Raw genomic sequence first — 26253 nt, 5'->3', positions numbered from 1 at the left:
TCCTTTTTTTAACTACCGATTGAGCAGACTTCCTACATAACGCAATAATTCATTCGCTGAAACAGAATTATAGCCATATTCATCAATTAATCTGGCAATCACTTCATTAATCTTCTTCAGCTGCGATTCATCTGGGGTTTGTGTGGATGTTGTAATCTTAACAACATCTTTTAAATCCGCAAAAAGCTTCTTTTGAATCGCTTCTCGCAAACGCTCGTGCGAATTATAGTCGAATCGTTTTCCTTTTCTGGCGAAAGCTGAGATGCGGATAAGAATTTCCTCTCGAAAAGCTCTTTTAGCATTTTCCGAAATACCAATTTGTTCCTCAATCGAACGCATTAATTTCTCATCTGGATTCATTTCCTCGCCAGTCAGCGGATCCTTTAGCTTGTTTTTATTACAAAACGCTTCCACATTATCAAGATAATTATCCATTAATGTTTTGGCAGACTCTTCATAGGAATAAACAAACGCTTTTTGAACTTCTTTCTTCGCAATTTCATCATATTCCCTTCTGGCAACTGCGATATAATTCATATACTTTTCCTTGCCTTCATCTGAAATAGACGCATGCTGATCAAGCCCCTCTTTTAGAGAACGCAAAACATCCAGTGCGTTTATCGAAGGAACTTCCTTGCGGATAATCGTTGAGGAAATCCGGTTAATGACATAGCGAGGGTCAATCCCATCCATTCCTTCTTCAGGAAACTCCTTCCTTAATTCATCTACATCAACCTGATTATATCCCTCCACACTTTCTCCATCATATAAGCGCATTTTCTTAATAAGATCAACGCCTTGTTTTTTGCTGTCATTTAGCCTTGTTAAAATGGAAAAGATAGCAGCAACTCGAAGTGCATGAGGGGCGATATGAACATGAGCCATATCACTCTCATTAATCATTTTTTGATAAATACGCTCTTCTTCACTTACTCGCAAATTATATGGAATAGGCATAACGATAATACGGGAATGCAGCGCTTCATTCTTTTTATTGGATATAAATGACCGGTATTCTGCCTCGTTCGTATGAGCAACAATGAGTTCATCGGCACTAATTAACGCAAAACGACCGGCCTTGAAATTCCCCTCCTGTGTTAAAGAAAGCAAATGCCAGAGAAACTTCTCATCACACTTCAGCATTTCCTGAAACTCCATCATTCCCCGGTTCGCCTTGTTTAACTCACCATCAAACCGATATGCACGCGGGTCCGATTCAGACCCATATTCAGCAATGGTTGAAAAATCAATACTTCCTGTTAAATCAGCAATATCCTGTGATTTGGGATCAGAAGGACTAAATGTTCCAATGCCAACTCGCCTATCCTCTGATAAAAAGATGCGCTCTACCTCAACATCTTCAATTCTCCCTCCATATTCTTTCTCAAGCCGCATGGCATTCAGCGGAGATAAGCTTCCCTCTATTCGCACCCCATATTCTTTATAGAAATCTCCCCTAAGATGATTGGGGATCAAATGAAGTGGATCTTCATGCATCGGACAACCCTTAATGGCATAAACCGCTCCTTCATCTGTTCTGGAAAACTGCTCAAGGCCGCGCTTAAGCATGGTGACTACGGTAGACTTTCCCCCACTGACTGGTCCCATTAATAATAAAATACGCTTACGAACATCCAAGCGTTTCGCCGCAGGGTGTAAATACTCTTCCACAAGTTTCTCAATCGCATCTTCTAATCCAAATATCTCTTTTCCAAAAAATTGATACATTTTTCTTCCATCTCGTTCCAACACGCCAGCATGCTTAATCATATTATAAATTCGTGAATGAGCTGTTTGTGCCACTTCTGGCCGCTCCTTCACTATATCTAAATATTCCGCGAATGTCCCTTCCCATTTTAACCGTTCTTCTTCTTCTCGGTGATTCCTAACCTTGTTCAGAATATCCATTTATATTCCCCTCCATATATGTCACGGTTTATACATCGTATGCAGGGGCAAGCTATATCATGCTGACAAAGTAATTTTACGAAAGGAGTACAGCCAGTTACTGCTCCCAGATGATTTGGCCAATCCCATGACAATCATAACCTAGAGATTGAAGCTCTTCCTTGAAATCAGCGTTATTTAAAACTTCCAATACATCGGAAATAAGCGACTGGTTCTTCCCGCTTTTCAGCATAACCAGGTCATAACTTTCATCAATCATCGGTATAAAATCGATAGCTGTTATTTTTGCGATCTGTTCAATCCCCACTCCCACGTCCGCTTTTCCATTTGCCACAGCAGAAGCGACAGCAAGATGACTCGTTTCTTCATTGTTATATCCCTTCAGCTCATCTTTAGAAATGTTATGTATTCGTAGTTGTTCATCCAAAAGGACGCGAGCCCCAGCCCCTTTTTCCCTATTGATCATTCTTATTTTATTGCTTTTGAGATCCTCCCAGCTACTTAGTTTATGCGGATTTCCCTTCGCTGTGTAAAGTCCTGCCCGCCGCTTTACGAATTGAACAACGATAAAGGAGTGGCTTACAAGGAACTTTCTTATATAAGGAATGTTATATTCGTTTGTGTCCCCGTCAAACAGGTGGGTACTGATAATATCAGCCCTCCCCTGATACATCGCAATTAAATTGTCTAAACTGCCGGCATAAGAACGAAGCGGACGATACTTGCTTGATTGCGCCTCCATTTTCTTCCCTAATATATCTAAGCTACTGTCCTGCCCGCTGATAACGATAGAGCTTGATGATTGCTGACTTTCTTTAGCAGGTGCAGCAAGTCTAGTTTCCTTCCCTCGGCTTTTATAATTCTCTAGCTCCTCCTGATCCACTCTCATTTGCCTTCCAACGCGATAGGCTTGCAACTCTCCCTTTTTTATTAAGTCATATACCGTGAGTTTGGAGACCTTAAGTAATTTTGAAATTTCCTCCGGCGTATACGATTCATTTTGCAGCATATGTTAAACACCCCTGAATATTGTTACTATTCTTATGTTATCATTTACTATTCATAGACTCCAAGTTATAATTAGATATATCTAGTTATAACTAATTATAACTTGGAGGGATACAATTGAATAAGGTAAAAATCATTTTATTCTTATTGTTGTTTGTTGTACTAGCTATCGGTTGTTCCAATAACAGTGAGAATACAGAAACAAAAAGTAATCGCACAGAATCAAAAAACAGTGAGGAAATGAATTTAACCATTTCCGCAGCGGCTAGTCTTACCGATGCACTTGATGAGATTAAATCAATCTATGAAAAGGAAAATCAAGTGAAACTCACTTTTAATTTTGGCGGATCCGGCAGCTTAGCTCAACAAATTCAACAAGGAGCTCCTGCTGATGTATTTATTTCCGCTAACCAGGACTGGATGGACACGCTTGAGGAAGAAGAGAAGATCATCGTAGATACAAGGTCGGATATAACCGGCAACAACCTCGTCTTAATTACTGGAAAATCATCAACGCTGGATTATGAAAAAGTGGAAGATATGAACGATAAAGATGTAGAGCAAATTGCAATCGGTAACCCCGAAAGTGTACCAGCAGGAAAATATACCGAACAATCCTTGAAAAACATGAAAATGTGGGACAAACTCGAGGATAGCATTATATTAGCCAAAGACGTTCGTCAAGTGTTAACATATGTTGAAACTGGGAATGTCGATATTGGTTTCGTCTATGAAAGTGATGCAGAAACTTCAGACAAAATAAATAAACTCACCACCGTTGATAAGGATGTACATGATCCGATTATCTATCCTGGAGCGGTTATCGCTGATACAGAACATGAGCAAGAAGCAAAAGACTTTTTGAATTATATGGAAACTGATCAAGCCCAAGAGATCTTGGAAAAATACGGCTTTCAAAAGTAATAGGTGATTGTTTATGGATACGGTTAATTTATCGCCATTATGGTTATCTTTTAAAACCGCTGCTATCGCTACTGTTATTGTATTTATCACAGGTGTGATACTAGCCCGCATCATCGCACGCAATTCATTTCCAGGAAAGGGAATCCTCGAAGCGATCATTATGTTGCCACTTGTTCTACCTCCGACGGTTGTAGGATTTGGTTTACTTTGGCTCTTTGGTAAAAATAGTTTCCTCGGACGCCTTTTAATGGATTGGTTCGATTTTCAAGTTGTCTTTACATGGTATGCTGTGATCATTGCAGCAGTGGTTGTTTCCTTCCCATTAATGTATCAAAGTGCAGCAGCTGCATTTAAACAATATGATAAAAACGTAGAGAATGCTGCCTATACAATGGGAGCATCCAAATGGCGTGTCTTTTGGACAATCTCTTTTCCACTCGCATGGCCTGGGTTATTAGCAGGACTTGTTTTAGCCTTTGCCCGTGCATTAGGTGAATTTGGGGCTACGCTCATGTTAGCAGGCTATATCCCTAATGTCACAGATACGATTCCATTAGCTATCTATTTTGAAGTAGAATCAGGAAATATGGAAATGGCTACGTTCTGGGTTATTCTTATTATCGCACTCGGATTCAGTGCTATTTTATGGTTAAACTGGTGGAGTAAACGAAATATGATGCGTTACTCCAGGCAGCGTAACAATGAATAAAGGGGTTTAAATCATGCTAAATGTGCATATCCGAAAAAGCCTTTTCCATTTTGAATTAGATGTGGAATTTGTTGTGAGAAATGAAATTGTTGTTTTATTTGGGGCCTCAGGGTCAGGAAAAACAACAATCCTTAACTGTATTGCCGGATTAAGCAAGGCAAACGAAGGCCTTATCTCGTTAAATGATAAAATCTTTTTTAAAGGGAAAAAATCACACGTTCCCATGCAGCAAAGAAAAATCGGCTATTTATTCCAAGATTACGCATTGTTTCCACATATGACGGTTTGGAAAAACATTTCCTACGGGATGAAATCAGAAAAATTAGCAAAAGATTTGATGGAAGAGCTAAATATCGGACATCTGATCCAGCAATATCCGCATGAAATCTCCGGAGGGGAAAAACAGCGCGTTGCTATCGCCCGTGCGCTAGCAACCGAACCACAGTTATTACTTCTAGACGAACCATTTTCAGCTCTGGATGATGAGACTCGAGCGAAAGGGCATCATGAATTAATACGCCTCCAAAAACTTTGGGGAATTCCTGTTATTATGGTTACACATAGCCATGAAGAGGCAAAAAAACTAGGTGATCGTATTATCTATATAAAGCGCGGGAAATTTCAAAGTACGAATGAAACTCAACAAAGCAAGGTATAGTCGCCTTGTTTTTTGCATTTTTATATAAAATATGTCATTTTTGAAAAGGATTTTTTGTTTTTTTCAAAATTTACGTTTATCATTAGTATAGACCCATATTTTTGGAAGGATTGCGTAACTATGTCTATGGAAACATTAATCTTCTTATTTTCTATTATGCTTATCATCGGAGTACTTACCACAAAATTTTCTAATCGTTTAGGTCTCCCTGCACTAGTTCTATTCCTATTAGTAGGTATGGGCCTCAACCAGTTTATATTCTTTGAAAATGTACATCTGACACAGCTTATTGGAATTATGGCACTGATCATCATCTTGTTTGATGGCGGTGCAAATACAAGATGGCATCATGTTCGTCCCATCCTTGCCCCAGCAGGCGTGCTGGCAACATTTGGTGTACTAATCACTTCCATAATTGTTGGGCTGGCAGCCAAGTATATTCTGGACTTTACCCTGCTTGAAGGAATGCTTTTTGGTGCTATTGTCGGCTCAACCGATGCAGCAGCTGTATTTTCTGTATTAGGCAATAAAAATATTAACAAGCGACTGACTTCTACACTCGAAGCAGAATCAGGTTCCAATGATCCAATGGCTGTTTTTTTAACGGTTGCCTTTATTGAATTGATTCAGATCCCTGAAAGTACGATTTGGTCTGCAATTGGTAGCTTCTTTTTACAAATGGGACTAGGATTGATCCTCGGTTTAGCCCTCGGGAAACTCATCGTTCTTATTATTAATAATATTAAGCTGGATACAGCTGGACTCTATCCCATTCTTGCAATGGGGATGGCTACTTCTACATATGTTATTACCGATACCGTTGGAGGAAGTGGTTTGCTTGCCGTTTATGTGATGGCTGTCTTTGTTGGTAATAGTGATTTAATGTACCGATTTACGATATTGCGTTTTAATGAAGGTTTTGCCATTATGATGCAAATTATTATGTTTATTTTGCTTGGATTGCTCGTTTTCCCAAGCCACTTGCCGGCCGTAGCCTGGGACAGTATCTTATTAACTGTTATTTTAATGTTTATCGCCCGTCCGGCTGCAGTATTTATCTGTATGCTATTCATGAAGTACAGCTTTAAAGAGAAGGTATTTATTTCTTGGTCTGGCTTAAAGGGCGCTGTTCCTATCGTGCTTGCCACCTACCCGATTATTGCTGATGTCGAAAATAGCCAATTGATTTTTAATGCTGTCTTTTTCGTCGTTTTAATTTCCGCGTTAGTTCAGGGAAGCACCTTATCCTGGCTTGCTACAAAACTCAATCTAACAGGCAATGGCGGAGCAGGAGTAAAACCAAGCCTGGAATTAATTACACTTGGACATACTGATTCTGAAATCATGGAAGTATCAATCACCGATCTCTCTCCTGCAGTAAATACTTCTTTAATTGATCTGGAATTACCAGATAATACGCTAATTATAGGGATTGTCCGTGACAAAGAGCTAATCACTCCAACAGGAAACTCTATTATCAAAAATGGAGATACATTGTATGTACTTGGCAACAAAAAAGACCGGGAAAAAGCAAAAGTCTCACTTATAGGAAAACCAAAGAAAAAAATGATGGGCATGGAATAAAGTCATCTTGCTTCCCTTCCACGCCTCCCATTTGTTTTTTCGAAAATTCCCACTTGACAATCAATAGGCAAACGCTTACATTTGTATGTAGAAGAAAATTAAAATCCATGGATATCTATGCGTTTATCGCTCTAATATCCTCCTATTTGGCAATCGGTATCATGCGTTCTGTTTAACGGAAGGAGTTTGAACCGCAGTTAGCCTCTAATTGATCAGAGGCTAACTGTGGTTTTTTTATTTTAATTCATGGTCCATTGTTATATCTTTATTATATCTCTGCATCTACGACTCAGCAGAAAAGCAACAAAAATCTTACAAGGGAGGATAAAGAATGGATGAAAAGCTAGGATTTTGGAAGTTGGGGGCATTTGGACTACAGCATGTATTAGCGATGTACGGCGGTGCAGTAGTTGTTCCTTTAATTGTTGGACCAGCAATTGGCCTCAACGAAGCAGAAGTTGCTTATTTGATTTCTGTTGATTTGTTTGCATGTGGAATTGCAACCTTTTTACAAGTAGTCGGTAATAAATTTTTTGGAATTAAAATGCCAATTGTGATGGGGGTTGCCTTTCAAGCAGTAGGACCGATGATAGCTATCGGAACCACGCAAGGAGTACCGTCCATTTTCGGTGCTATAATAGCAGCGGGTGCTATTATCATATTTTTAGCACAGTTTATGGATAAAATGATTCGTTTTTTTCCGCCAGTTGTTACCGGTACCGTTGTTGTCATTATTGGTACCTCACTTATTGGAGCAGCCATGGGCAATATTACCGGAGATCCAGATTCAGCTGGGTATGCTAGTTTAACAAACCTAACGCTGGCTACTATTACTCTTATCATTATTGTATTATTAAATCGATTTTTTGAAGGGTTTATGAAAGCAATTTCCATTTTAGCCTCTCTTGTAGCAGGTACAATTATTGCATCATTTATGGGATTAGTAGACTTCTCATCTGTTGGCGATGCTTCTTGGTTTCATATGGTAGAACCATTCCGATTCGGAGCCCCGGAATTTCACTTCAATGCAATTCTTAGTATGACGTTAGTTGGGATCGTTACGATGATGGAAGCTACAGGCGTTTATTTTGCACTTGCTGATGTTATTGAAAAAAAATTAGATGGAAGTGATATAAAGAAAGGATTACGGGCCGAAGGTTTAGCACAAATCGTCGGGGGTATTTTTCAAGCATTTCCTTATTCTACATTCTCACAAAACGTTGGTATCATCGCACTAACAGGAGTAAAACAAAGAAAAGTAGTTATTGCTTCTGGTGTTATTCTAGTAGGATTTGGCCTTTTACCTAAAATAGCTGCATTAACTTTGATTATTCCTGAACCTGTACTTGGCGGTGCAATGATTGCAATGTTTGGTATGGTGATGGCTTCGGGGATTCGTCAACTGTCTGTCGTAGACTTCAGACGTACAGAAAACTCTCTTGTTGTAGCACTTTCTATTGGACTAGGTTTGGGTGTGTCGATTGCTCCGGAAGTTTTCTCCAATGTCCCACAAGGCGTTCGGATTCTTCTCGAAAATGGAATTGTCACAGGCGGTTTTGCTGCAGTTATTCTTAATATTATATTAAATGGCGCTAAAAAACCGCAAAATGTAGGATCAGAAGCAGAACAACGTGCAGAAAGTGTAGGATAAAAAAACAATGAATCTAGTATCTAAGCAGAAAAGACCGAGTAATGAATACTCGGTCTTTTCTAGAGATATGAGAAATTTATTTTTCAAGGCCCATAATGGCTTTTGGTTCAAGATATTCTTCAATACCATAGAGTCCCCACTCACGGCCAATTCCTGATTTTTTAAAGCCGCCAAACGGAGCTCCGAAATCTTGAGGTGCATTATTAACCGTAATTTGACCAGCTCGAATTCCTAATGCAACCTTTTGAAGTGCTTCCGAATCTTCACCGACTACATAGCCAGATAAGCCGAATTCAGTATCATTTGCGATCTCGATTGCTTCATCAAGTGTATCGTAATAAATGACACATGAAACAGGACCAAAGATCTCTTCTTGAGCAATGACCATATCATTTTTAACGTCAGTAAATACCGTTGGCTTAGCAAAATAACCTTTATCTAATCCTTCCGGCTTGCCAGTACCACCTGTTAGAAGTGTTGCGCCTTCACTAATACCCTTTTCAATATATCCTTGTACGGTATCCCATTGTTTTTGAGAAACGAGTGGTCCAGTAAACACTTCGCCTTGTGGATCACCTACTGGGAATTTTTTCAGATTATTTAATACAGCTTCTTCAAATTGCTCTTTTAGTTTACGCGGAACGAGCACACGTGTACCTGCAGAACATACTTGCCCTGTATTCATAGCAATATTAGAAAGTGCTGCTTTTGCTGCTTTGTTCATATCAGCATCTTCTAACACAACAACCGGTGATTTACCACCAAGTTCAAGTGCAACTTTCTTGATTGTCTTCGCTGCTTTCTCCATAACAGTTTGTCCAACACCATCTGAACCTGTAAAGGAAACAAAGTCAATGTCAGGATGTTCACTAATGCCATTACCAATGACACTTCCAGATCCATTCACTAAGTTAAACACGCCTTTAGGAAGTCCAGCTGCTTCGAAAATTTCAGCAAGCAGCATTGCTGCAAATGGTGTCATGGAAGCAGGTTTTAAAACTACTGTGCTTCCCGCTGCAAATGCACTTGCAATTTTAGTAACTGTTTGGTTTGTCGGGAAGTTCCATGGCGTAATTAAACCACTTACACCAATTGAATCTTTCACGATGGTCGTTTTCCCGCGTTTTTCAGTAAAAGAAAAATCTTTTAATTCCTTTGCAGCTTGCTTAAAGTGAGCGTAGCCCATATTATAATGAACATTTTTAGAAATTTTACGAGGAGAACCAAGCTCTTCTGTAATAATTTCAATTAGTTCATCTTTTCGTTTTGCATACTCCTCAGCAATTTTCTCTAGTAATTCAATACGATATTCTTTCGTAGTTTGAGAGAAAGAAGGAAAAGCTGCACGTGCTGCTTTTACTGCACGGTCTAAATCTTCCTTTGTTCCCGCACTAATATGACCAATCACTTCTTCTGTCGCAGGATTAATGACTTCCATTGTTTCTGAGCCAGTTGATTCAACCCACTCACCATTAATATAATGTTTAAGATAATCACGCATAGCGATAAAACTCCTTTTCTAAAAAGTAGTATTGGTTGAAGTATTCGTGCTTTTCATATTATATTTTTGTTACGATTAATAAATGTGGCAGATCATGACAGTTAATCGCTTTCATTTACCCCAACCAAATCATTCCTGTCTAAATCATATCAAAAATTTCAAATAACGCAATAAAAACGCAATAAATAATTTTATCATACATTTGGAAAATAATGTTACTTCTATTTTAAATATAGTACCCAAAAAATAGATTGATAGCATTTATTTCGGAATTAAACCCTAAATCCTATTTTTAAGCGTATTTTCATAAACATCATAGTCTTCCTCAGAAAACAGCACCATCGCTACTTCTTTAAATTTATTTTGGTTCAGGAAGTTCCCAATTTCCCTGAGGGCTACCCTTGCCGCTAGATGTACGGGAAATCGGTATACCCCTGTTGAGATAGATGGAAAAGATATACTTTTTAACCCTCTCTCTTTGGCAAGTTTTAAAGCATTTTTATAACAATTTGCTAAAAGCTTCTCTTCATCCTCATCTTGTCTCCATACGGGCCCCACCGTATGAATGACATATTTTGCAGGTAAGTGATAGCCGCTCGTAACAACTGCTTCCCCTGCAGGTAAGTAAGCTCCATGTAATGTATCCTGACGAATTCTTTTGCATTCCTCCAGCAAACCACCACCCGCCACACGATGAATTGCACCATCTACACCTCCACCACCTAGGAGCGAACCATTGGCAGCATTGACGATTGCGTCTGTTTGCTGTTTTGTGATATCTCCCATCAGCAACTCTACATAATTACCATTCATCTCCACTCGCATACGATCACCTCCGATCGATTTCAACCTATCAATCCATACATTACTGTAAAAAGTGACTCCCCCTTTCTTTTGGAGAGCCACTTTAGCTACCCTTCTAAAATCATATGTTTTGCATGTTCGATATCCGATGTTGGCTGATGACAAGAGAAGTTTTCACAAACATAAATCGTTGTTTTTTGATCGATTTGTTTATACGCTGCTGCAAATGGCGCTATACCTGAAAAATGATCTGCCTGATCCGATACAATTGCTGTAACATTTGGCAAAAACTTCTCGTGCAGCATTTCCAGGAGCTGTTTTCTTTCCGGCGCATCTGCCGCTCCTAGGACAACAACTTCTTTTGTCGGATTTTCAGTCAGCAATAAACTTTGCATGAAATAGGCACTAGCTAGGCCATACCCATCCAAATCCTTAAAAAAGGTATAATACATTTCTTCTACTTTATCAAGATATTTAAGTTCACCCGTTAAATATCCTAAACGCATGAGCATGACTGCAGCAACACTGTTGCCTGAGGGAAGTGCACCATCATAGATTTCCTTTTCCCGGGAAATTAATACCTCACTGTCATCTCCGCTGAAATAAAAACCCCCATCTGTTTCATCCCAGAATAAACCGATCATTTGATCAGCAAGCTCTTTACCTTTTCGCAAATAATCTATGCTAAAAGATGTGTTATACAGCTCAACGTATGCCCACAGCAAAAATGCGTAATCATCGATATAGGCATTGTACTTCGTCTCACCATCCGATAACGGGCCATTAAACGCTTTCCATGATAAAGGTTTTCTTCAATAAATTGCATCGCTTCTTTTGCCGCCTTGATCGAATGATTATCTTTGAAAACCCTTCCTGCCTTTGCAAATGCTGCGATCATTAATCCATTCCAGCTTGTTAATATCTTGTCATCCACATGTGGATAAACTCTTTCTTCGCGGGCTTCTAGAAGCTTTTCTTGCGCATCTTTTAATTTTTGCCTTAATTTTTCCTCGGTCAGTTTATTTTTCTGAGCAATTTTCCTTAAATTGTTTCTTAACAAATTCGGGATGTTTTTTCCTTCAAAATTTCCATCCGGTGTAATGTCATAGACTTTTGTATATAATTCGCCAAGTTCTTCACCAAGTACACGGAAGATTTCTTCATAGCCCCATACGTAATATTTACCTTCTACTCCTTCTGAATCGGCATCAATAGCGGAATAAAATGCATCCTCCGAACTTTTCATTTCTCTTAGAACAAAGGCAATAATCTCTTTACTTATTTTTTCATAAATCGGTTTCTTTGTAATCTGATAACACTCCGTATATGCCATTAGGAGCAGTGCATTGTCATAAAGCATTTTTTCAAAGTGCGGAACCAGCCATTCTTGATCTGTTGCATACCTTGCAAATCCGAATCCAACATGGTCGTAAATACCACCAGCAGCCATGGATTGTAATGTTACTTCAGCCATTTGCAGTGCACCACTTTTTCCTGTGAAATGATAATACCTGAGCAAAAAAAGAATATTTTGTGGCTGTGGAAATTTCGGCGCACTACCAAAGCCACCATTTGTATCATCAAAACTTTTCTTAAGCTGCTCATATGTTTCATCCACAGCTTCTTTCGTCAATCGTTCACCACTCTTTGATTGTACGGTCTGTTTCAAGGCAGCTGTCACACTGTCTGTCACTTCATCGATATGGTCTGGGTCGTTGACAAACCTAGCGTAAAGCTGTGTGAGTGCTTCTTTAATACCTGGCAGACCGTACTTACTTTCTTTTGGAAAATAGGTGCCCGCATAAAAAGGAATTTTATCCGGCGTCATAAATATCGTAAGTGGCCAACCACCGTGACCTGTCATCATCTGACAGACTTTCATATATACAGCGTCAATATCCGGACGCTCTTCCCGGTCTACTTTGATGGAAATAAAGTTCTCATTTAAAATTGCTGCTACATCTTCGTCTTCAAATGATTCATGCGCCATCACATGACACCAATGGCAAGTCGAATAGCCAATGGAAAGAAAAATAGGCTTGTTTTCCTGCTTTGCTTTTTGAAATGCTTCTGTACTCCAAGCGTACCAATCGACAGGGTTGTAGGCATGCTGAAGCAGATATGGAGATTTTTCGTTGATTAATCGATTGGGCGCATTTTGATTAGCCGGCATATGATCACTCCCTCATCTTTACTTTATATAACTATCGTACCCAATTGAGCAGGTGGGATACAAATCCTTGGGCTTATGTTGATTATAAACAGGGAGGAACTTCGTGCTAGGGAGTCCATTCATAGGTGGGTGAAGCTAAGTAATAGACGGGTCTGCAAATGCATATGCACCTGCGTAAGGTAAAGTTGATGGGTGATATCGAAGTAACTTGGGTGGGTTTGGATGGAGATTGCGCGAGTGGCAGGCGTTATTGCTCGACTTTGCATGAGGGTTGCGCGAGTGTCTTCCCCTATTGCACGACCGCCCATGGATATTGCACAAGTCGCTCTCCTTATTGCGCGTCTTCACCCGGGCACCGCGCGAGTGGATGTATATCCCAATATCACACCGTATACCTGTTAGTCTCCATTATCTACAAATATGGTCAACACTTTTGCTCCCTGATTATCAACGGGGATAAATAAGTGGGTATTCGTTCCTTTAAAATAGGCTGTGTCTCCTGTTTCCATATAATGTTTTTGACCATCGTAATGAAGATAAATGGATCCTTCCAAAATATAAATAAATTCATCTTGTGAATGGGTATATGGATCATGCCGTAAATTGGTGTCTTTTGGTGTAACATGTACAATGGTTGGTTCAATGCTGGAAAACTTGGATCTGTTTGCGAGCAATTCATATGTATAACCCATGTTCTCATTGCCTAAGCTAATCTGTCTTTTTGATTGCGGCAAGATCATAATATCTGTTTCTGGATTATCATCGAGCACCCAGGAGAGCTGGATATCAAGTGCGTCACTGATTTTTGATAATGTGGCGACAGCTGATGATGTTTGGCCGTTTTCTATTTTTGATAACAAGCTTTTGGAAATACCGCATTGATCCGCTACTTGCTGTTGTGTTTTCTTCTTTCGGAGACGTACTTGTTTTATTTTTTTACCGATACTATCTAGTTTAATGGTGCTTCTCCCCTTTCATCCTTGTGGCATTGCTTAAACATACAGGTTCTGTTTTTATTTTATTTAAAATCGGGTATAATGAATACAGAAACGCACATAGGATAGTAAATGACCGTTGGCGAAATTGCACCAACGGCCAAGTACAATAACCCTTAAAGGGGCGGCTCGCATTTTAAGAGGGAAAATAACCACTCTAACTGCTTACCCGGCTTATAGAGTGGTTATTTTTTAGTTTGCGACAGTATTGTCACGACCAATGTCCCGAATGAGATCATCAGGAAAAGCGTTTCAAATACTGTCATGAGGCATCACCCCCTTTTCAGAAAGGGAGCGAGCCACCACCCGTAAAGCCCTATTGTACATTTCTTATGTTAACAGAAAAGTGAAACAAGAAACAGAGGAATCCATTTCCGGGTTTGTGTAAAGCTTTTCTCGGTACCCTTATAATACCAATATTTCTGGCGCTTTTTTTTACACTTTCCAACTGCCGCGCGATTGTCATCACTTGGTAGCCTGGCATTTTGAGTTACGTTCTATAAACCAAGAACCTAACACAAAATGTCAAGGGGATTAACTAAAGCTCTTAGCTAGTTTTCCAATGGCGGGTGAGAAAGATGCATACACGGCAATCGAACCTTGTTTCGCGCCGATGGACGGACGAATGGTTGATGTAGATAAGCGGACATTCGAACCACCTTTTTAATCTCTCTCTGCTTTCTTGCGCTTCGATTTCTCTAGCGCTTGTTCCATAGATATTGTTACAAATGCCATCTTAGATAAGCTAAATATCATGGAATTCTCAAGTGATTTTGTATATGAAGAACATTAGGAGGCTTGTTTTATTAAGAGTTAACTTTTCTTGATTGATTTTATCGCATAACCAATTCGTCGTATACATATAAAAGTAGTTAATCTGTTATTTAAGCCAAATTCCGTTACATTCGGGTCTTTGGCTTTTTTATATTTAATTTCACTTAGTATACAACTTATTTCTTTTAAATTTCCTGTATTACCTTGCCCTAAATTCGCTGGTACTACCCCTACTTAATAGTAATCATACTAATAATGGACGAACCTTGCTTTAAAAATAATCGATAAATAATCCTCATCTATGTAAAGGTGGGGATTATTTGCTGCTTAAAATAGCGTAGAAATTCCTACAATTATCCATTCACCAAAAATTTATAAAATAATAAATCAGCGAATTAACTATATCCATTACTGTAATGTATTAACTTTACAATTTTTTTACATTGGTTTCATATGAGGTTAATAAACTAGTTTTATAATAAAACCAATGAAAACAATAAAAAACCAATATAAACAACATAAGGTGGTATGAGGAATGGAAACTTTCAGAAAGAAAAGACTTGCTACGGTACTATTAGGTGCAAGTATGTTCGCGTTGGTGGCTTGTGGTTCAGAGGAAACAACCAATGGTTCGTCGATTGAAGATCCGAATGCTTTATCTTTAGAAAAAATTGAAGAGAAAGCAAAAGAAGAAGGTGAAGTAAATAGTGTTGGCATGCCAGATACATGGGCGAACTGGGAAGAAACATGGAAGGAAATTACGGATGAACATGGAATCAAACATACCGATACCGATATGTCGAGTGCCGAGGAAATTTCTAAGATGGAATCGGAAGGAGAAAACGCAACGGCTGATATTGGAGATGTTGGCATTTCCTTTGGCCCGATTGTAGAAGAAAAAGATATTACATTACCATATAAAACTTCCTATTGGGATGAGATTCCCGATTGGGCAAAAGATGATGATGGGGATTGGGTTGTTGGATATCAAGGAACAATTGCTTTTATAACCGATAAAGAACAAGTGAAAAATACACCAACATCATGGAAAGATTTGCTTGAAGGAGATTATCTAGTCAATATTGGCGATGTTCAAACAGGTACGCAAGATCAGATGTCAGTGCTAGCTGCGACGATTGCCTTCGGTGGAGATGAAACGAATTTACAGCCGGGGCTTGATTTTTTTGCTGAAATAGCGAAACAAGGAAGATTAAGTACAGCCAAAAGTAACAATGTTGCTGGGATGGAAAAGGGAGAAATGGAGGTTGGCATTATGTGGGATTTTAATGCTTTAGGGTATGCAGATGAGGTAGATCGTGAACGATTTGAGGTTACTATACCGGAAGAAGGCTCTGTCATCAGTGGCTATGCGACGATTATTAATAAATATTCGAAGCATCCCCACGCAGCAATGTTAGCAAGAGAATTCATTTTGAGTGATGAAGGACAAATTAATCTTGCTAAAGGTTATGCTCGTCCTATTCGCGATTCTGTTGAACTGCCGAAAGAAGTAGAAGAGAATATGGTTCCCAAAGAACAGTATGCGAATGCTGTGCCAGTAAGTGACCATGAAGCATGGGAAGAAACGGCAAAAGAATTACCAAAATTATGGCAAAGTGAGGTTCTTGTTCATGTCAAATAAGCTGATCGTTGTTGTTATTGATGGAATGCGTTATGACTTAGCAGTTGAAAATTTAGGATATATCGAGCATTTAGTTGATATCGGAAAGGCAATGAGCTGCCAAATAAAATCAGAATTGCCAAGTCTTTCCCGACCACTATATGAGGTGCTGTTAACAGGAACTCCAAGCTCTGTTAATGGAATTACATCCAATGGTTCCATCCAGTTATCGAAACAGGAGAGTCTTTTTCATTTAACGAAGAAACATGGATTAATCAACGCAACAGCTTCCTATTATTGGGTTAGTGAATTATATCATCGTGCTCCTTTTCATTTTTTAGAGGACCGTGAGCAGAGAAATCCAGAAAACGTCATTCAGTATGGGAAATTTTACTGGGAAGATCATTATCCGGACGGTCATTTATTAATGGATGGAGAAGTTTTGAGACAGCAAGTAAATCCTGATTTTTTATACATTCATTCGATGAACGTGGATGATGCAGGGCATAAGTATGGAAGTAATTCAAAGGAATATCGTGAAAAAATTTTGCAAGTGGATAATTATTTATCCGAGCTTATCCCAATTTGGCAAGCAGCAGGATATCAAATTGTTGTTACAGCTGATCACGGAATGTCGGAATGGGGGCTTCATGGTGGAACAACAGATGTAGAACGAATGGTACCTATATATGTACTTAGTGAACATGTCCAAAAGGGAAGGTTTGATCATGTTATTCCACAATTAGCATTTGCACCATTCATGTGTCAATTATTAGATATTCCAGTGTCTGAAGTGATGCAGGAGTTGCCTGAATTGGTGACAGCACTGCTGGCGAAGAAATAGTGGTCGCCTATTTCTTCTGGAAAATAAGGGAGGTATTTTCATTGTCTCGTTCAAAGGTTTATGCGTTACTTGGGCTGCTCCCGTTCGCCATATTAATTACCGGATTTTTACTGGCTCCACTTGTCAATATGATTTATCAAAGTTTCCAATCTAATGAAGGAACATTTAGTTTAGAACAATATATAAATATTTTCAGTGATCCCTTTTATCTGCAAGCCATCAAGAATAGCTTAATGATTTCCATTATTTCGGCAACGGTAGCAATTGTCATTGCAGCTATTGGAGGATATTCGATATCAAGGCTGTCTAATCGCGAAAATAAAGTAATGGTTATGATTACCAATATGACATCATACTTTGAAGGAATTCCATTAGCTTTCTCGTTTATCATCCTGTTAGGGAATAATGGATTATTTACGTTACTCTTTTCACAGCTTGGTCTAGATATTTTTAGTCAGTTCAATTTGTATTCTTGGATCGGGTTGATTGTCGTGTATATTTATTTCCAAATTCCATTTGCGATTATGCTTTTATTACCAACCTATCAAGGGTTAAAAATGGAATGGCGCTATGCTTCCAATCTGCTCGGAGGCAATTCCTTTTCCTATTGGATTCATATTGGCATTCCAATTTTACTGCCTGGAATTATTGGGACGTATACGATTCTTTTAGCCAATTCATTAGGAGCTTATGCAACGGCTTATGCTTTGGTCGGTTCAACCTATAATTTACTGCCATTGCAAATTGGTTCATTGATTGCAGGAGATGTATTTTTACAGCCTCATTTAGCTAGTGCATTAGGTGTCGTATTGGCATTAATTATGATTGTTGCACTTTGGATTAATGGACGGGTCATGCGCAAGATTAGGAGGGATTTGGATTGATTGGGAAACGGAAACATTTATTTATTGTTATTTTATTATCTATTTATCTTTTGCTTCCATTATTAGGGACATTGCTATATTCATTAGCGGATAAATGGAGTGATAGCATCCTTCCGGAATCATGGACATTCTCATGGTATGTGATGTTGTTTCAAGATACTCGCTTTTTAGAAGCATTATCTCGTTCGATCTTTGTCATTGCTTCGTCCGTTCTAATAAGTTTAGTTGTGATGCTACTTGCCATGTTTGTAGTCGTCATTTATTTTCCAAGCAAAGAAAAATATCTTAAATTGGTTTCCATGATTCCTTATGGTGTTCCAGCAATTGTTTCTGCTATTGGATTATTAAACGTTTATTCTTCAAGTAGCATATCTATTGTTGGTACTCCGTGGATTTTAATCGGTTCGTATGCGATTATCATTATGCCATTTGTTTATCAAGGTATTCGCAATAGTCTTTATACAGTAAATGCGGTGGAACTCATCCACGCAGCTGAATTGTTAGGTGCAACGAAGATAAAGGCGGTTATCTCTGTCGTGCTTCCGAATATCATGAAAGGAATTCTCGCTGCGGCACTTCTTTCCATCGCTATGTTATTTGGTGAATTTGCTTTAGCCAATTTATTAGTTGGTGGGCAGTATGAAACACTGCAAATCTATTTATATCAGAAGTTCAGCAAAAATGGCCATTTAACAAGTGCCATCGTTATTTCGTACTATATCATTATTATGGTCGTAACTGGATTACTCATTCAATTTCAGCAACCAGGGATAAAAAAATTCCATTTCGCAAAATTACGTATCCCTAGGTTTCATAAAAGTCAGATTCAAAAAAAGAGAGTAGAAGGTGACATCCGATGAGTTATGTAAATGTAGCATCCGTAAAAAAACAATATGGAAATAAGACTGTTTTAAATAATATTTCATTTACAATTAAAAAAGGTGAATTTGTCACGTTGCTAGGGCAAAGTGGGTGTGGAAAAAGTACATTATTACGCGCAATTGCTGGAATTATTGATATCGATGACGGGTTCATTTCGGTCAACGACAAGGATATCACACACTTGCCATCGAGAAAACGAGAGATTGGAATGGTCTTTCAATCCTATGCGTTATTTCCAAATATGACAGTTTCCCAAAATATCGCTTATGGGCTGAAAATGAAAAAGATCGGAAATAAGAAAAAAGATATGAATCAAATGATTGAAATCATGGGATTAAACGGGCTAGAAAATCACTATCCACATGAACTATCAGGTGGGCAACAACAACGAGTGGCACTTGCACGGGCATTAATTTTAAAACCCAAAATTTTATTATTGGATGAGCCATTAAGTGCCCTCGATGCAAAAATTCGTAAAACATTACAGGAAGAAATTAAACGCATCCAAAGAGAGATGAACATAACGACTATTTTTGTAACACATGACCAAAAAGAAGCGATGATGTTAAGTGATCGAATCTATGTGATGAACAAAGGTGTTATTGAGCAAGCTGGTACACCAGAGATGATTTACACGAGTCCAAAAAATAAATTTGTTGCTGGGTTTATTGGGTCTTATAATATTTTAACGAATTCGGAATGGAAACAATGTATAAATGAAAATTTTGATATTAGCACAGCCAACATCGCAATTCGTCCGGAAAGGATAACCATGAGTGCAAAGGACGCAGAAAATTTCGATCATACGGGGAATTTCACACTGGGAGGAAGAATTCGCACGAAAACGATTATGGGGAGTTTAGTTCGTTATCAAGTTGATGTAAAGGCAAAACGTATTCAAGTAGAGCAATTGTTTCAGGATGGGGAATACTTTGAAGAAGGAGATACGGTTAAACTATTAATCCCAAAAAAAGCTTGTATTACATTCGATTAAAAGGTGAGAGATGAATATGGAGACATTTCCTGAAGAGAGAAAACGATGTATTTTGAATAAATTAAAAACGTCACAAAAAGTAAAGGTCTCGGAGCTATCTGAAAAGTTCCATGTATCGATGGAAACCGTACGCCGTGATTTAGCTGTATTAGAAAATGAAGGGCTAGTCAAACGGGTTTATGGCGGGGCAGTAAGCGGAACTTTTCACCACGGGGAGCCACCATTACTAAGTAGAAAAAAAGTAATGGAGGAAGAGAAAAAACGAATTGGAAAACAATCAGTACAGTTGATTCAAGATGGGTCTACGATCGTGATTGATGTAGGGACAACCGTTCTTGAATTAGCTAAGGAAATCAAATATAAAAATGATATTACGATTCTAACGAACTCACTGCCAGTCGCTAATTTGCTTTTGAAAGGATTGAAACATCAATTTTTTTCTGGTGAAGTTATTTTGCTTGGAGGCCAATTAAATCCAAAACAGCATTCCATATCAGGAAAATTAACAGAAATAGTATTGGAACAATTTAATATTGATCAGGCTTTTATTTCTGTTGGTGGAATTTCATTGCAAAATGGCTTAAGTGATTTTGATTTTAATGAATCAATGATTTCTAAAACGATGATTCGTGTTTCAAAGGAAATTATTGTGTTAGCAGATTCTTCGAAATTAGGAGTAGATGCTTTCTGTAAATTTGGTTCCTTAAACGATGTAGATGCTATTGTATCTGATGTTCCATTACCAGATTCGTGGCAAGAGAATGCATTAGTGAAAAATATAGATTGGATTTCAGCAAAATAAAGGAAGGATATCATGACTATAGATTATCATGTTCATTTAGAAGAAGGACCTTATTCAACAAACTGGATTGCCCGCAGTGCGAAGGCACTGGAATTCTTCTCACAGGATCGGGCTCATTCTTTTACATGGATGCAAGACTTACTAGAAAAATTAAATAATAGAGTAAAAGAAGGGTGCTATTCGGAAAGATGGCTTGATCTTTATTTAGAAAGAGCAAAACAGCTTGGGTTAAAGGAAGTAGGGATCGTGGATCATTTATATCGTTTTCATGATGCGCTCGATTATTATAAAAAACATATGTATCTAAAAACAGACAAATTAGGAAAAATGCAAATAAAATGGCTCAATCAAATCGCTGTTATGCCATCGATGGATCAATTTATTGCATTCATTCAATCGCAAAAGGAAAAATGGGCAAACCAAGGTGTTCATTTGAAACTTGGAATCGAAGCGGATTTTTTCCCGAATGGGGAGGAAGAGTTGAGTAAATTAATTACTGACAAACCATGGGACTATGTTATTGGATCTGTACATTTTGTAAAAGGCTGGGGTTTTGATAATCCAGATGCTGCTTATTTGTTTAAAAAAGAAAATTTGATGGATTTATACAAACTACATACTTCCTATGTTTGCCAATCGATTGAATCGCAACTATTTGATATCGTCGCACACCTAGATAATTTGAAAGTTTTCTCTTATAGACCAGACGAGCAACTGCTTAAGGATTATTATGAAACGGTTGCTTCCACATTAAAGAATAATAATGTAGCATCTGAGGTGAATACGGGGTTATCTTATCGTTACCCGATCAAAGAATCTTGTCCAAGCTTGATTTATCTTCAAACACTAGCGAACTATCATATTCCAATGACATTATCATCGGATGCCCATTATCCAGATGATTTAGGAACCAACCTTGATCAAGCGAAGGGCCAACTGAAAAAATATGGGTATGAAAATATCGTTGCCTTTTCCAACAGGAAACGGTATAACATACCTATTGTTTAAGCAAATAACCGATCCGCAAATCCTCTTGGTCCATATATCTGAACAAGCCAAAGTCTTCAAAATTAATTAACAAAAAAGTATCGATAACTGTGTAAGTGAGAGTGTGTACAGCTTTTACTTCGCAGTTTCGTTTTTAATTGGTAGAATAGCAGTTGGTAGTACATGCTTGAATTTGTTTCCAAAAATCCGCAGTTGGTTGGGTTGTCGTAACCGCTATCGGGTTACGTAGGGATACGCGCTTTCCACTCTTATCCCAGCCTTCATAAAGGATCGCATGGCTCCCCTCATGACTCTTCTTCTTTTCTGTCTCCCGAACAAATACGCCATCAGCTTCAGCATAGAGAAAATCTATTTCCTCATCCGCCTTGGCTTGTGCTTCCCCAACTTTCCTCACAATCGTTCCAACCATTGTATTGCTAATATCCACAGCAGTCCATTCCTTCAATACACAAGCTGTTTCCCGGTAGGTGATTTTGGCAGCCATCTAGGCCACTTTCGCTTCTACAAATGGGCTACTGCGTTGGTATTTTTTAAACCCTGTCCATTCATCAAAGGGGTAGTGGACTTCCTTCCCGATCATACATGAGGATATGTGTAAATCTCACCACACCAAAAGAAAACTGAATTTCCCTTTCGTCATTCCTTTCCACCGTCCAGCCCTCAGCCTGTTTTGCTTCACAATGACATCGTTCATATTGGTGAATACGCCTTCCAACAGAGACGCAAACACCTCATACATCATACTACGAACGCTTTCTTCAAATCCAATTAGATTGTCTGACTGGTGTATTAATGTGTACAATTTTGAAATAATAGTATCCATGAAGAGGCCTCTTTCTAAGCGTATTTGCCGCCAAGCATAGATTTATAATAGAGTGCCTCTTCTATTTTGGCTAGGATTTTGTAGAATTATCCGCGAGAACTATTTTACACATACCATTTCCGGGACGAGACTACTCCCCATTCCGGGAAATATGTTCCTTCAAAAAAGTCACCGTTTTTCGGGCTGTGTGCACAGCTGCCCTGAAAATACGGTGACAATCTTTTTTTCTGCCCAGCATCCAAGCTGTTTTTCTATACTCAGCCCTTTAAAGAGCGGATACTTCATAGGCGAGCGCTTTGCTAGGAAGAACCTTTCCCAGTTTATTCTGGATATAAAGCGACGCTTCCTGCAGCTTTTTCTCATCAATATTTGTTTTGATTCCCAGTCCATGTAAAAGATAGAGTATATCATTTGTCGCAACATTTCCGGCTGCTCCAGGTGCGTACGGGCATCCGCCAAGTCCTCCGACAGAACTGTCAAACCGGTTAATGCCAAACTCCATAGATGTCATGATGTTAGCGATAGCCATACCTCTTGTGTCATGGTAATGCATGATCATTTTTTCTTTTGGAAATCTAGCAAGCAAAGGTTCCAGCAGTTCTTCCACCTGTGTAGGGACTGCGGTTCCAATTGTATCCCCGAGTGAGAGGTCATCTACACCCATTTCCAGCAATCGGTCACAAACGCGAATGACCTGATCGGGATTGATTTTTCCTTCATAGGGACAATCAAATACAGTGGAGACATATCCGGTCACATGTTTTTTTGCCTTTTTTGCTTCTTTAACCACTTCTTCAAGTACTGGATATGTTTCTGCAATTGATTTATTAATGTTTTTCTTATTATGTGTCTCACTTGCTGACATGAATACGGATGCGCCATCGATACCGGCTTCCAATCCTAGTTCAAGCCCTTTTAAATTAGGGATAAGTGCTGAATAGCTGACGGCTGGATTGCGTTTAATCTTTCTACCTACTTCATGGGCATCGGAAAGTGCTGGTACCCATTTTGGATGAACAAACGAAGAATACTCAATTTCCTTCATACCTGTTTCAGATAACATGTTGATCCAATTCACCTTATCGGAAGTTGTGATATGCTTTTTTTCATTTTGCAAACCATCCCTTGGACCAACTTCTTTGATTTGAACAAATTCAGGCCAACGTCTCAAAGTTATCCCTCCGTTCCCATTTTTGAATGCGCTTACAGTTTATTGTATTTCCCTTTTAAAAATTGGTTCCATCCATTCAATTTCCTTTAGTTTTTCGTTTCTATTCATTCTATTCAATCGAGTTTCCATTTATTCAACATTGTTGAATACACTATACTATAAAAATTCTGAATTTGTCAATTGTTAATTCTCTAATTGCACACCAAAAAAGCCTATCCCAAATGACTCTGGGATAGACTGCATAGACGCTTGATTAATGATTTAAAAACTTAACGCATACTACTTCTGGTACAGATACTTCTGCATTTAATTTGCTCAGTTTTCCTGTTTCTGCATCACGCGCTAGTAAGACAAGGTTTCCTGAATGTTGATTGGAAGCAATAATAAAATTTTCACTCGGATCAAGGACAAAATCACGCGGCCAGTCACCACCGGTTGTTGTGTGGTCAATCAAAGTCAGCTCACCCGTTTCTTCATCGATGCTAAATACAGCGATACTATTATGGCCGCGGTTCCCTGCATAAATAAATTTGCCGTCTGAAGAAATATGAATCGCACTCGCATCATTTTTTTCTGTAAAATCTTCAGGGATCGTACTTAAGCATTGTTTTTCTAAAAAACTTCCTGTTTCTGCGTTATAATTTAACACGATTACTTCTGAACTTAATTCTGTGATCAGATAAGCTATTTTCCCATTTGGATGAAAAACGATATGTCTTGGTCCGCTTCCGGCTTTTACCGTTAACGTACTCACTCGGACCAGTTCATGTTGATTCATTTGATATGTCACAAGTTCATCCGTCCCGAGATCTGCGGCAATGACATATTTTCCGTCCGGTGTGTGTCCTGCATAATGAACATGTGGCTTTTCCTGGCGTTTATGCGGGCCGCTACCTTCATGCTGATAATTGGAAGATGTCGCTTCAACGGTTCCATCCTGATTTACTTGATGTAATTCAATCGTTCCCCGGTGGTAGTTTGCTGTTAAAAGCTCTTTATCGCGAATGGTAACATGACACGGCGGCGCTCCTTCGGTAAGTTGTCCATTCATGTACTGCAAGCTTCCCGTTTCCCGATCCAATGCATAGGCATTCACACCGCCAAAATCGCCATCTTGAGCAACTGAATAAAGATAACGGTTATCCTCACTTATTGCTAAGTACGTTGGACTGCCAACTTCCGCTGCAACTTCAACCTCATCTAATGTAGCTTTTTCCGTATCAAGAACAAATCGATAAATACCTTGACTGCTTTTACGTGTGTATGTGCCTGCGTACCCAATATATTTTTTCCCCATATGTATCCCCTTTCGTTTTCGATGTACTTTGTCTCATTATAGCATTGAAGCAATGAAAAACCATACCGTATCGAGTTGAGTTAGGTATGGTTCTCTGGATATTGATTTAATTTGAATTCGATTTACTTTCCTCTTTCTTTTCATTCATCATTAAAAGAGTTACAGGCTGATTGGATCCGGTTAACAGCTTATAAAAATAGGTTGCCGTCAGCTCATAGCCATTTTCTATTTGCTCTGTTAAATCATTTGTTCGTTCATAGAGAATCGAACGCAAGTTATCCAGTTGTCTAATGATTTTCTCTGTTCCCGCTTCCTGATTTTCCAGGCGTTCTAACATGTCTTCTTGAATCAAGTCCTGCTGCAGAGCTCGCTCATCCACTTGTTTCTTTACATCCTGAAACTCATTTACTTGTGAAATAAGGTGCTGATTGGTTAATTCCTGTTGATCTAACTTATTTAGCATATCTTTGTTGACGTGCTGCATATCTCTCATTTCTTCTATCATTTCTTGCGCTTTCATTTCATTGTCTTCTAACACTTCACCTAATGTATTTACCTGGTTATCTAACCGTTTTTGCCACTGCAGCGTATGGTCTTTAAATTCCTTTTGTTCTGCATTGCTTTTGTTTACTTTCTCCAGCTGTTGATTCATCTCTTTCCACCGCTTATCCTGGATGAATTCCTGCTGATTATTGTTAAGCTTTACATCCCGCAGTGACCTAAGTAATGATGCATTCACTTCTTCCTGTCTTTTTAGCAGTTCTGAAAAATAGTTTATTTTAAAGTACCCTTGATTGGGCTCTTTAATTTCTCCTTCATTTTTAAACACGCCCGGGTTTTCACTATTCATAAATAATCCCACATGTTACATCCCCTTATTGCATGATGATATTATCCTATGCAAAAACGTGTTATATGGGACAAAAGCGCATGCACAATTCACTTTTTTAAACGTTTAAATGCTTCAATAAATTTTGCAGGGGATGACGTAACAGTGTAGGAATAGACACCGCTGATTGTATGAAAATAAAGAAGACCGCCTGCCTCAGCGATCTTTTTATAGGACATATCGAAAACATGTTGGATTGGAAATGTTCGGTGCTTTGTAACAACCTTTTCATGATATAAATAGATAAATCGCTTTTGGACCGTTTTGCATTGTTCTAAATGACCTACTTCCCGTTCTACTTTTACATATGGCTGTTTAGCAATTAGATGCATTGGTAAACCTCCTGTTC

At 38.7% G+C, this 26253-nt stretch carries 24 protein-coding genes and 1 pseudogene; 12 read left to right on the top strand and 13 right to left on the bottom strand.

Annotated features, from left to right (window positions below; all coding sequences use genetic code 11):
• Positions 1 to 12 precede the first annotated feature (12 nt).
• Together GZ63_RS0105245 and GZ63_RS0105240 are read right to left on the bottom strand one after the other, a co-directional pair.
• Positions 13 to 1908, bottom strand: coding sequence for a PrkA family serine protein kinase (locus tag GZ63_RS0105245; protein WP_029267565.1), 1896 nt, complete (start codon positions 1906 to 1908; stop codon positions 13 to 15).
• Positions 1909 to 2005: 97 nt separating this feature from the next.
• Positions 2006 to 2917: a substrate-binding domain-containing protein gene (locus GZ63_RS0105240; protein ID WP_029267563.1), complete on the bottom strand. Its 912-nt coding sequence runs from the start codon at positions 2915 to 2917 to the stop codon at positions 2006 to 2008.
• A 116-nt stretch (positions 2918 to 3033) separates the two neighbouring features.
• On the opposite strand from GZ63_RS0105240, the gene modA reads away from it, so the two are divergent.
• From modA to GZ63_RS0105215, 5 genes are all read left to right on the top strand, one after another.
• Complete coding sequence (gene modA / locus GZ63_RS0105235) at positions 3034 to 3840, top strand: molybdate ABC transporter substrate-binding protein (protein WP_029267561.1); 807 nt, start codon at positions 3034 to 3036, stop codon at positions 3838 to 3840.
• A gap of 13 nt (positions 3841 to 3853) precedes the next feature.
• Entirely contained in the window at positions 3854 to 4549 is a 696-nt protein-coding gene (gene modB / locus GZ63_RS0105230; protein ID WP_029267559.1) for a molybdate ABC transporter permease subunit, read from the top strand.
• A gap of 13 nt (positions 4550 to 4562) precedes the next feature.
• Complete coding sequence (locus GZ63_RS0105225) at positions 4563 to 5207, top strand: ATP-binding cassette domain-containing protein (RefSeq protein WP_029267557.1); 645 nt, start codon at positions 4563 to 4565, stop codon at positions 5205 to 5207.
• 120 nt (positions 5208 to 5327) lie between these two features.
• Complete coding sequence (locus GZ63_RS0105220; RefSeq protein ID WP_029267555.1) at positions 5328 to 6791, top strand: potassium/proton antiporter; 1464 nt, start codon at positions 5328 to 5330, stop codon at positions 6789 to 6791.
• A 331-nt stretch (positions 6792 to 7122) separates the two neighbouring features.
• On the top strand, positions 7123 to 8442 hold the full coding sequence (locus tag GZ63_RS0105215) for a nucleobase:cation symporter-2 family protein (RefSeq protein ID WP_029267553.1): 1320 nt from the start codon (positions 7123 to 7125) through the stop codon (positions 8440 to 8442).
• 76 nt (positions 8443 to 8518) lie between these two features.
• On the opposite strand, the gene GZ63_RS0105210 is transcribed toward GZ63_RS0105215, so the two are convergent.
• The 5 genes and pseudogenes from GZ63_RS0105210 to GZ63_RS18795 all read right to left on the bottom strand — a co-directional run bounded on the left by GZ63_RS0105210 (position 8519) and on the right by GZ63_RS18795 (position 14181).
• On the bottom strand, positions 8519 to 9943 hold the full coding sequence (locus GZ63_RS0105210; RefSeq protein WP_029267550.1) for an aldehyde dehydrogenase family protein: 1425 nt from the start codon (positions 9941 to 9943) through the stop codon (positions 8519 to 8521).
• A 279-nt stretch (positions 9944 to 10222) separates the two neighbouring features.
• Positions 10223 to 10768: an O-acetyl-ADP-ribose deacetylase gene (locus tag GZ63_RS0105205; protein ID WP_029267548.1), complete on the bottom strand. Its 546-nt coding sequence runs from the start codon at positions 10766 to 10768 to the stop codon at positions 10223 to 10225.
• A gap of 86 nt (positions 10769 to 10854) precedes the next feature.
• Positions 10855 to 12920 (bottom strand): annotated as a pseudogene (locus tag GZ63_RS16400) (thioredoxin domain-containing protein).
• 398 nt (positions 12921 to 13318) lie between these two features.
• Positions 13319 to 13852, bottom strand: a complete 534-nt coding sequence (locus GZ63_RS0105190) for a helix-turn-helix domain-containing protein (RefSeq protein WP_226374307.1) — start codon at positions 13850 to 13852, stop codon at positions 13319 to 13321.
• 248 nt (positions 13853 to 14100) lie between these two features.
• Complete coding sequence (locus GZ63_RS18795) at positions 14101 to 14181, bottom strand: putative holin-like toxin (protein ID WP_226374306.1); 81 nt, start codon at positions 14179 to 14181, stop codon at positions 14101 to 14103.
• A 1043-nt stretch (positions 14182 to 15224) separates the two neighbouring features.
• Here GZ63_RS18795 and GZ63_RS0105180 point away from each other — a divergent pair.
• From GZ63_RS0105180 to GZ63_RS0105150, 7 genes are read left to right on the top strand one after another with little or no spacing between them, the layout of a single operon-like run.
• Positions 15225 to 16331: an ABC transporter substrate-binding protein gene (locus GZ63_RS0105180; protein ID WP_029267543.1), complete on the top strand. Its 1107-nt coding sequence runs from the start codon at positions 15225 to 15227 to the stop codon at positions 16329 to 16331.
• Positions 16321 to 17154 (top strand): alkaline phosphatase family protein, encoded by an 834-nt coding sequence (locus GZ63_RS0105175; RefSeq protein ID WP_029267542.1) that lies wholly within the window; start codon positions 16321 to 16323, stop codon positions 17152 to 17154. The genes GZ63_RS0105180 and GZ63_RS0105175 overlap by 11 nt, the downstream gene beginning before the upstream one ends.
• A gap of 41 nt (positions 17155 to 17195) precedes the next feature.
• Entirely contained in the window at positions 17196 to 18038 is an 843-nt protein-coding gene (locus GZ63_RS0105170) for an ABC transporter permease (protein ID WP_029267541.1), read from the top strand.
• Positions 18035 to 18898, top strand: a complete 864-nt coding sequence (locus tag GZ63_RS0105165) for an ABC transporter permease (RefSeq protein WP_084179024.1) — start codon at positions 18035 to 18037, stop codon at positions 18896 to 18898. Before GZ63_RS0105170 ends, GZ63_RS0105165 begins: the two co-directional genes overlap by 4 nt.
• On the top strand, positions 18895 to 19914 hold the full coding sequence (locus tag GZ63_RS0105160) for an ABC transporter ATP-binding protein (RefSeq protein WP_029267536.1): 1020 nt from the start codon (positions 18895 to 18897) through the stop codon (positions 19912 to 19914). The genes GZ63_RS0105165 and GZ63_RS0105160 overlap by 4 nt, the downstream gene beginning before the upstream one ends.
• Before the next feature lie 16 nt (positions 19915 to 19930).
• Positions 19931 to 20716 carry a DeoR/GlpR family DNA-binding transcription regulator gene (locus GZ63_RS0105155; RefSeq protein WP_029267534.1) on the top strand — a complete coding sequence of 262 codons (786 nt, stop codon included), beginning with the start codon at positions 19931 to 19933 and terminating at the stop codon, positions 20714 to 20716.
• A 12-nt stretch (positions 20717 to 20728) separates the two neighbouring features.
• Complete coding sequence (locus GZ63_RS0105150; protein ID WP_029267532.1) at positions 20729 to 21724, top strand: histidinol phosphate phosphatase domain-containing protein; 996 nt, start codon at positions 20729 to 20731, stop codon at positions 21722 to 21724.
• Positions 21725 to 21857: 133 nt separating this feature from the next.
• On the opposite strand, the gene GZ63_RS17055 is transcribed toward GZ63_RS0105150, so the two are convergent.
• The 6 genes from GZ63_RS17055 to GZ63_RS0105125 form a co-directional block, all read right to left on the bottom strand.
• Positions 21858 to 22208 carry a UPF0236 family transposase-like protein gene (locus tag GZ63_RS17055; protein ID WP_051681398.1) on the bottom strand — a complete coding sequence of 117 codons (351 nt, stop codon included), beginning with the start codon at positions 22206 to 22208 and terminating at the stop codon, positions 21858 to 21860.
• 117 nt (positions 22209 to 22325) lie between these two features.
• A complete protein-coding gene (locus GZ63_RS17050; protein ID WP_051681397.1) occupies positions 22326 to 22547 on the bottom strand; it encodes a hypothetical protein in 222 nt (73 codons plus the stop codon).
• A gap of 265 nt (positions 22548 to 22812) precedes the next feature.
• Complete coding sequence (locus GZ63_RS0105140; protein ID WP_029267530.1) at positions 22813 to 23718, bottom strand: hydroxymethylglutaryl-CoA lyase; 906 nt, start codon at positions 23716 to 23718, stop codon at positions 22813 to 22815.
• A gap of 253 nt (positions 23719 to 23971) precedes the next feature.
• On the bottom strand, positions 23972 to 25015 hold the full coding sequence (locus GZ63_RS0105135; RefSeq protein ID WP_029267528.1) for a lactonase family protein: 1044 nt from the start codon (positions 25013 to 25015) through the stop codon (positions 23972 to 23974).
• A gap of 106 nt (positions 25016 to 25121) precedes the next feature.
• On the bottom strand, positions 25122 to 25877 hold the full coding sequence (locus tag GZ63_RS0105130; protein ID WP_029267526.1) for a hypothetical protein: 756 nt from the start codon (positions 25875 to 25877) through the stop codon (positions 25122 to 25124).
• A gap of 77 nt (positions 25878 to 25954) precedes the next feature.
• Complete coding sequence (locus tag GZ63_RS0105125; protein ID WP_029267524.1) at positions 25955 to 26236, bottom strand: hypothetical protein; 282 nt, start codon at positions 26234 to 26236, stop codon at positions 25955 to 25957.
• Between the last annotated feature and the right edge of the window lie 17 nt (positions 26237 to 26253).

Origin of the sequence: Virgibacillus alimentarius, from assembly GCF_000709085.1 — a bacterium.
Classification (GTDB): Bacteria; Bacillota; Bacilli; order Bacillales; family Amphibacillaceae; genus Virgibacillus_B; species Virgibacillus_B alimentarius.
Note: the sequence above shows the minus strand (reverse complement) of the source record. Positions and strands in the feature narration are given on the sequence as shown.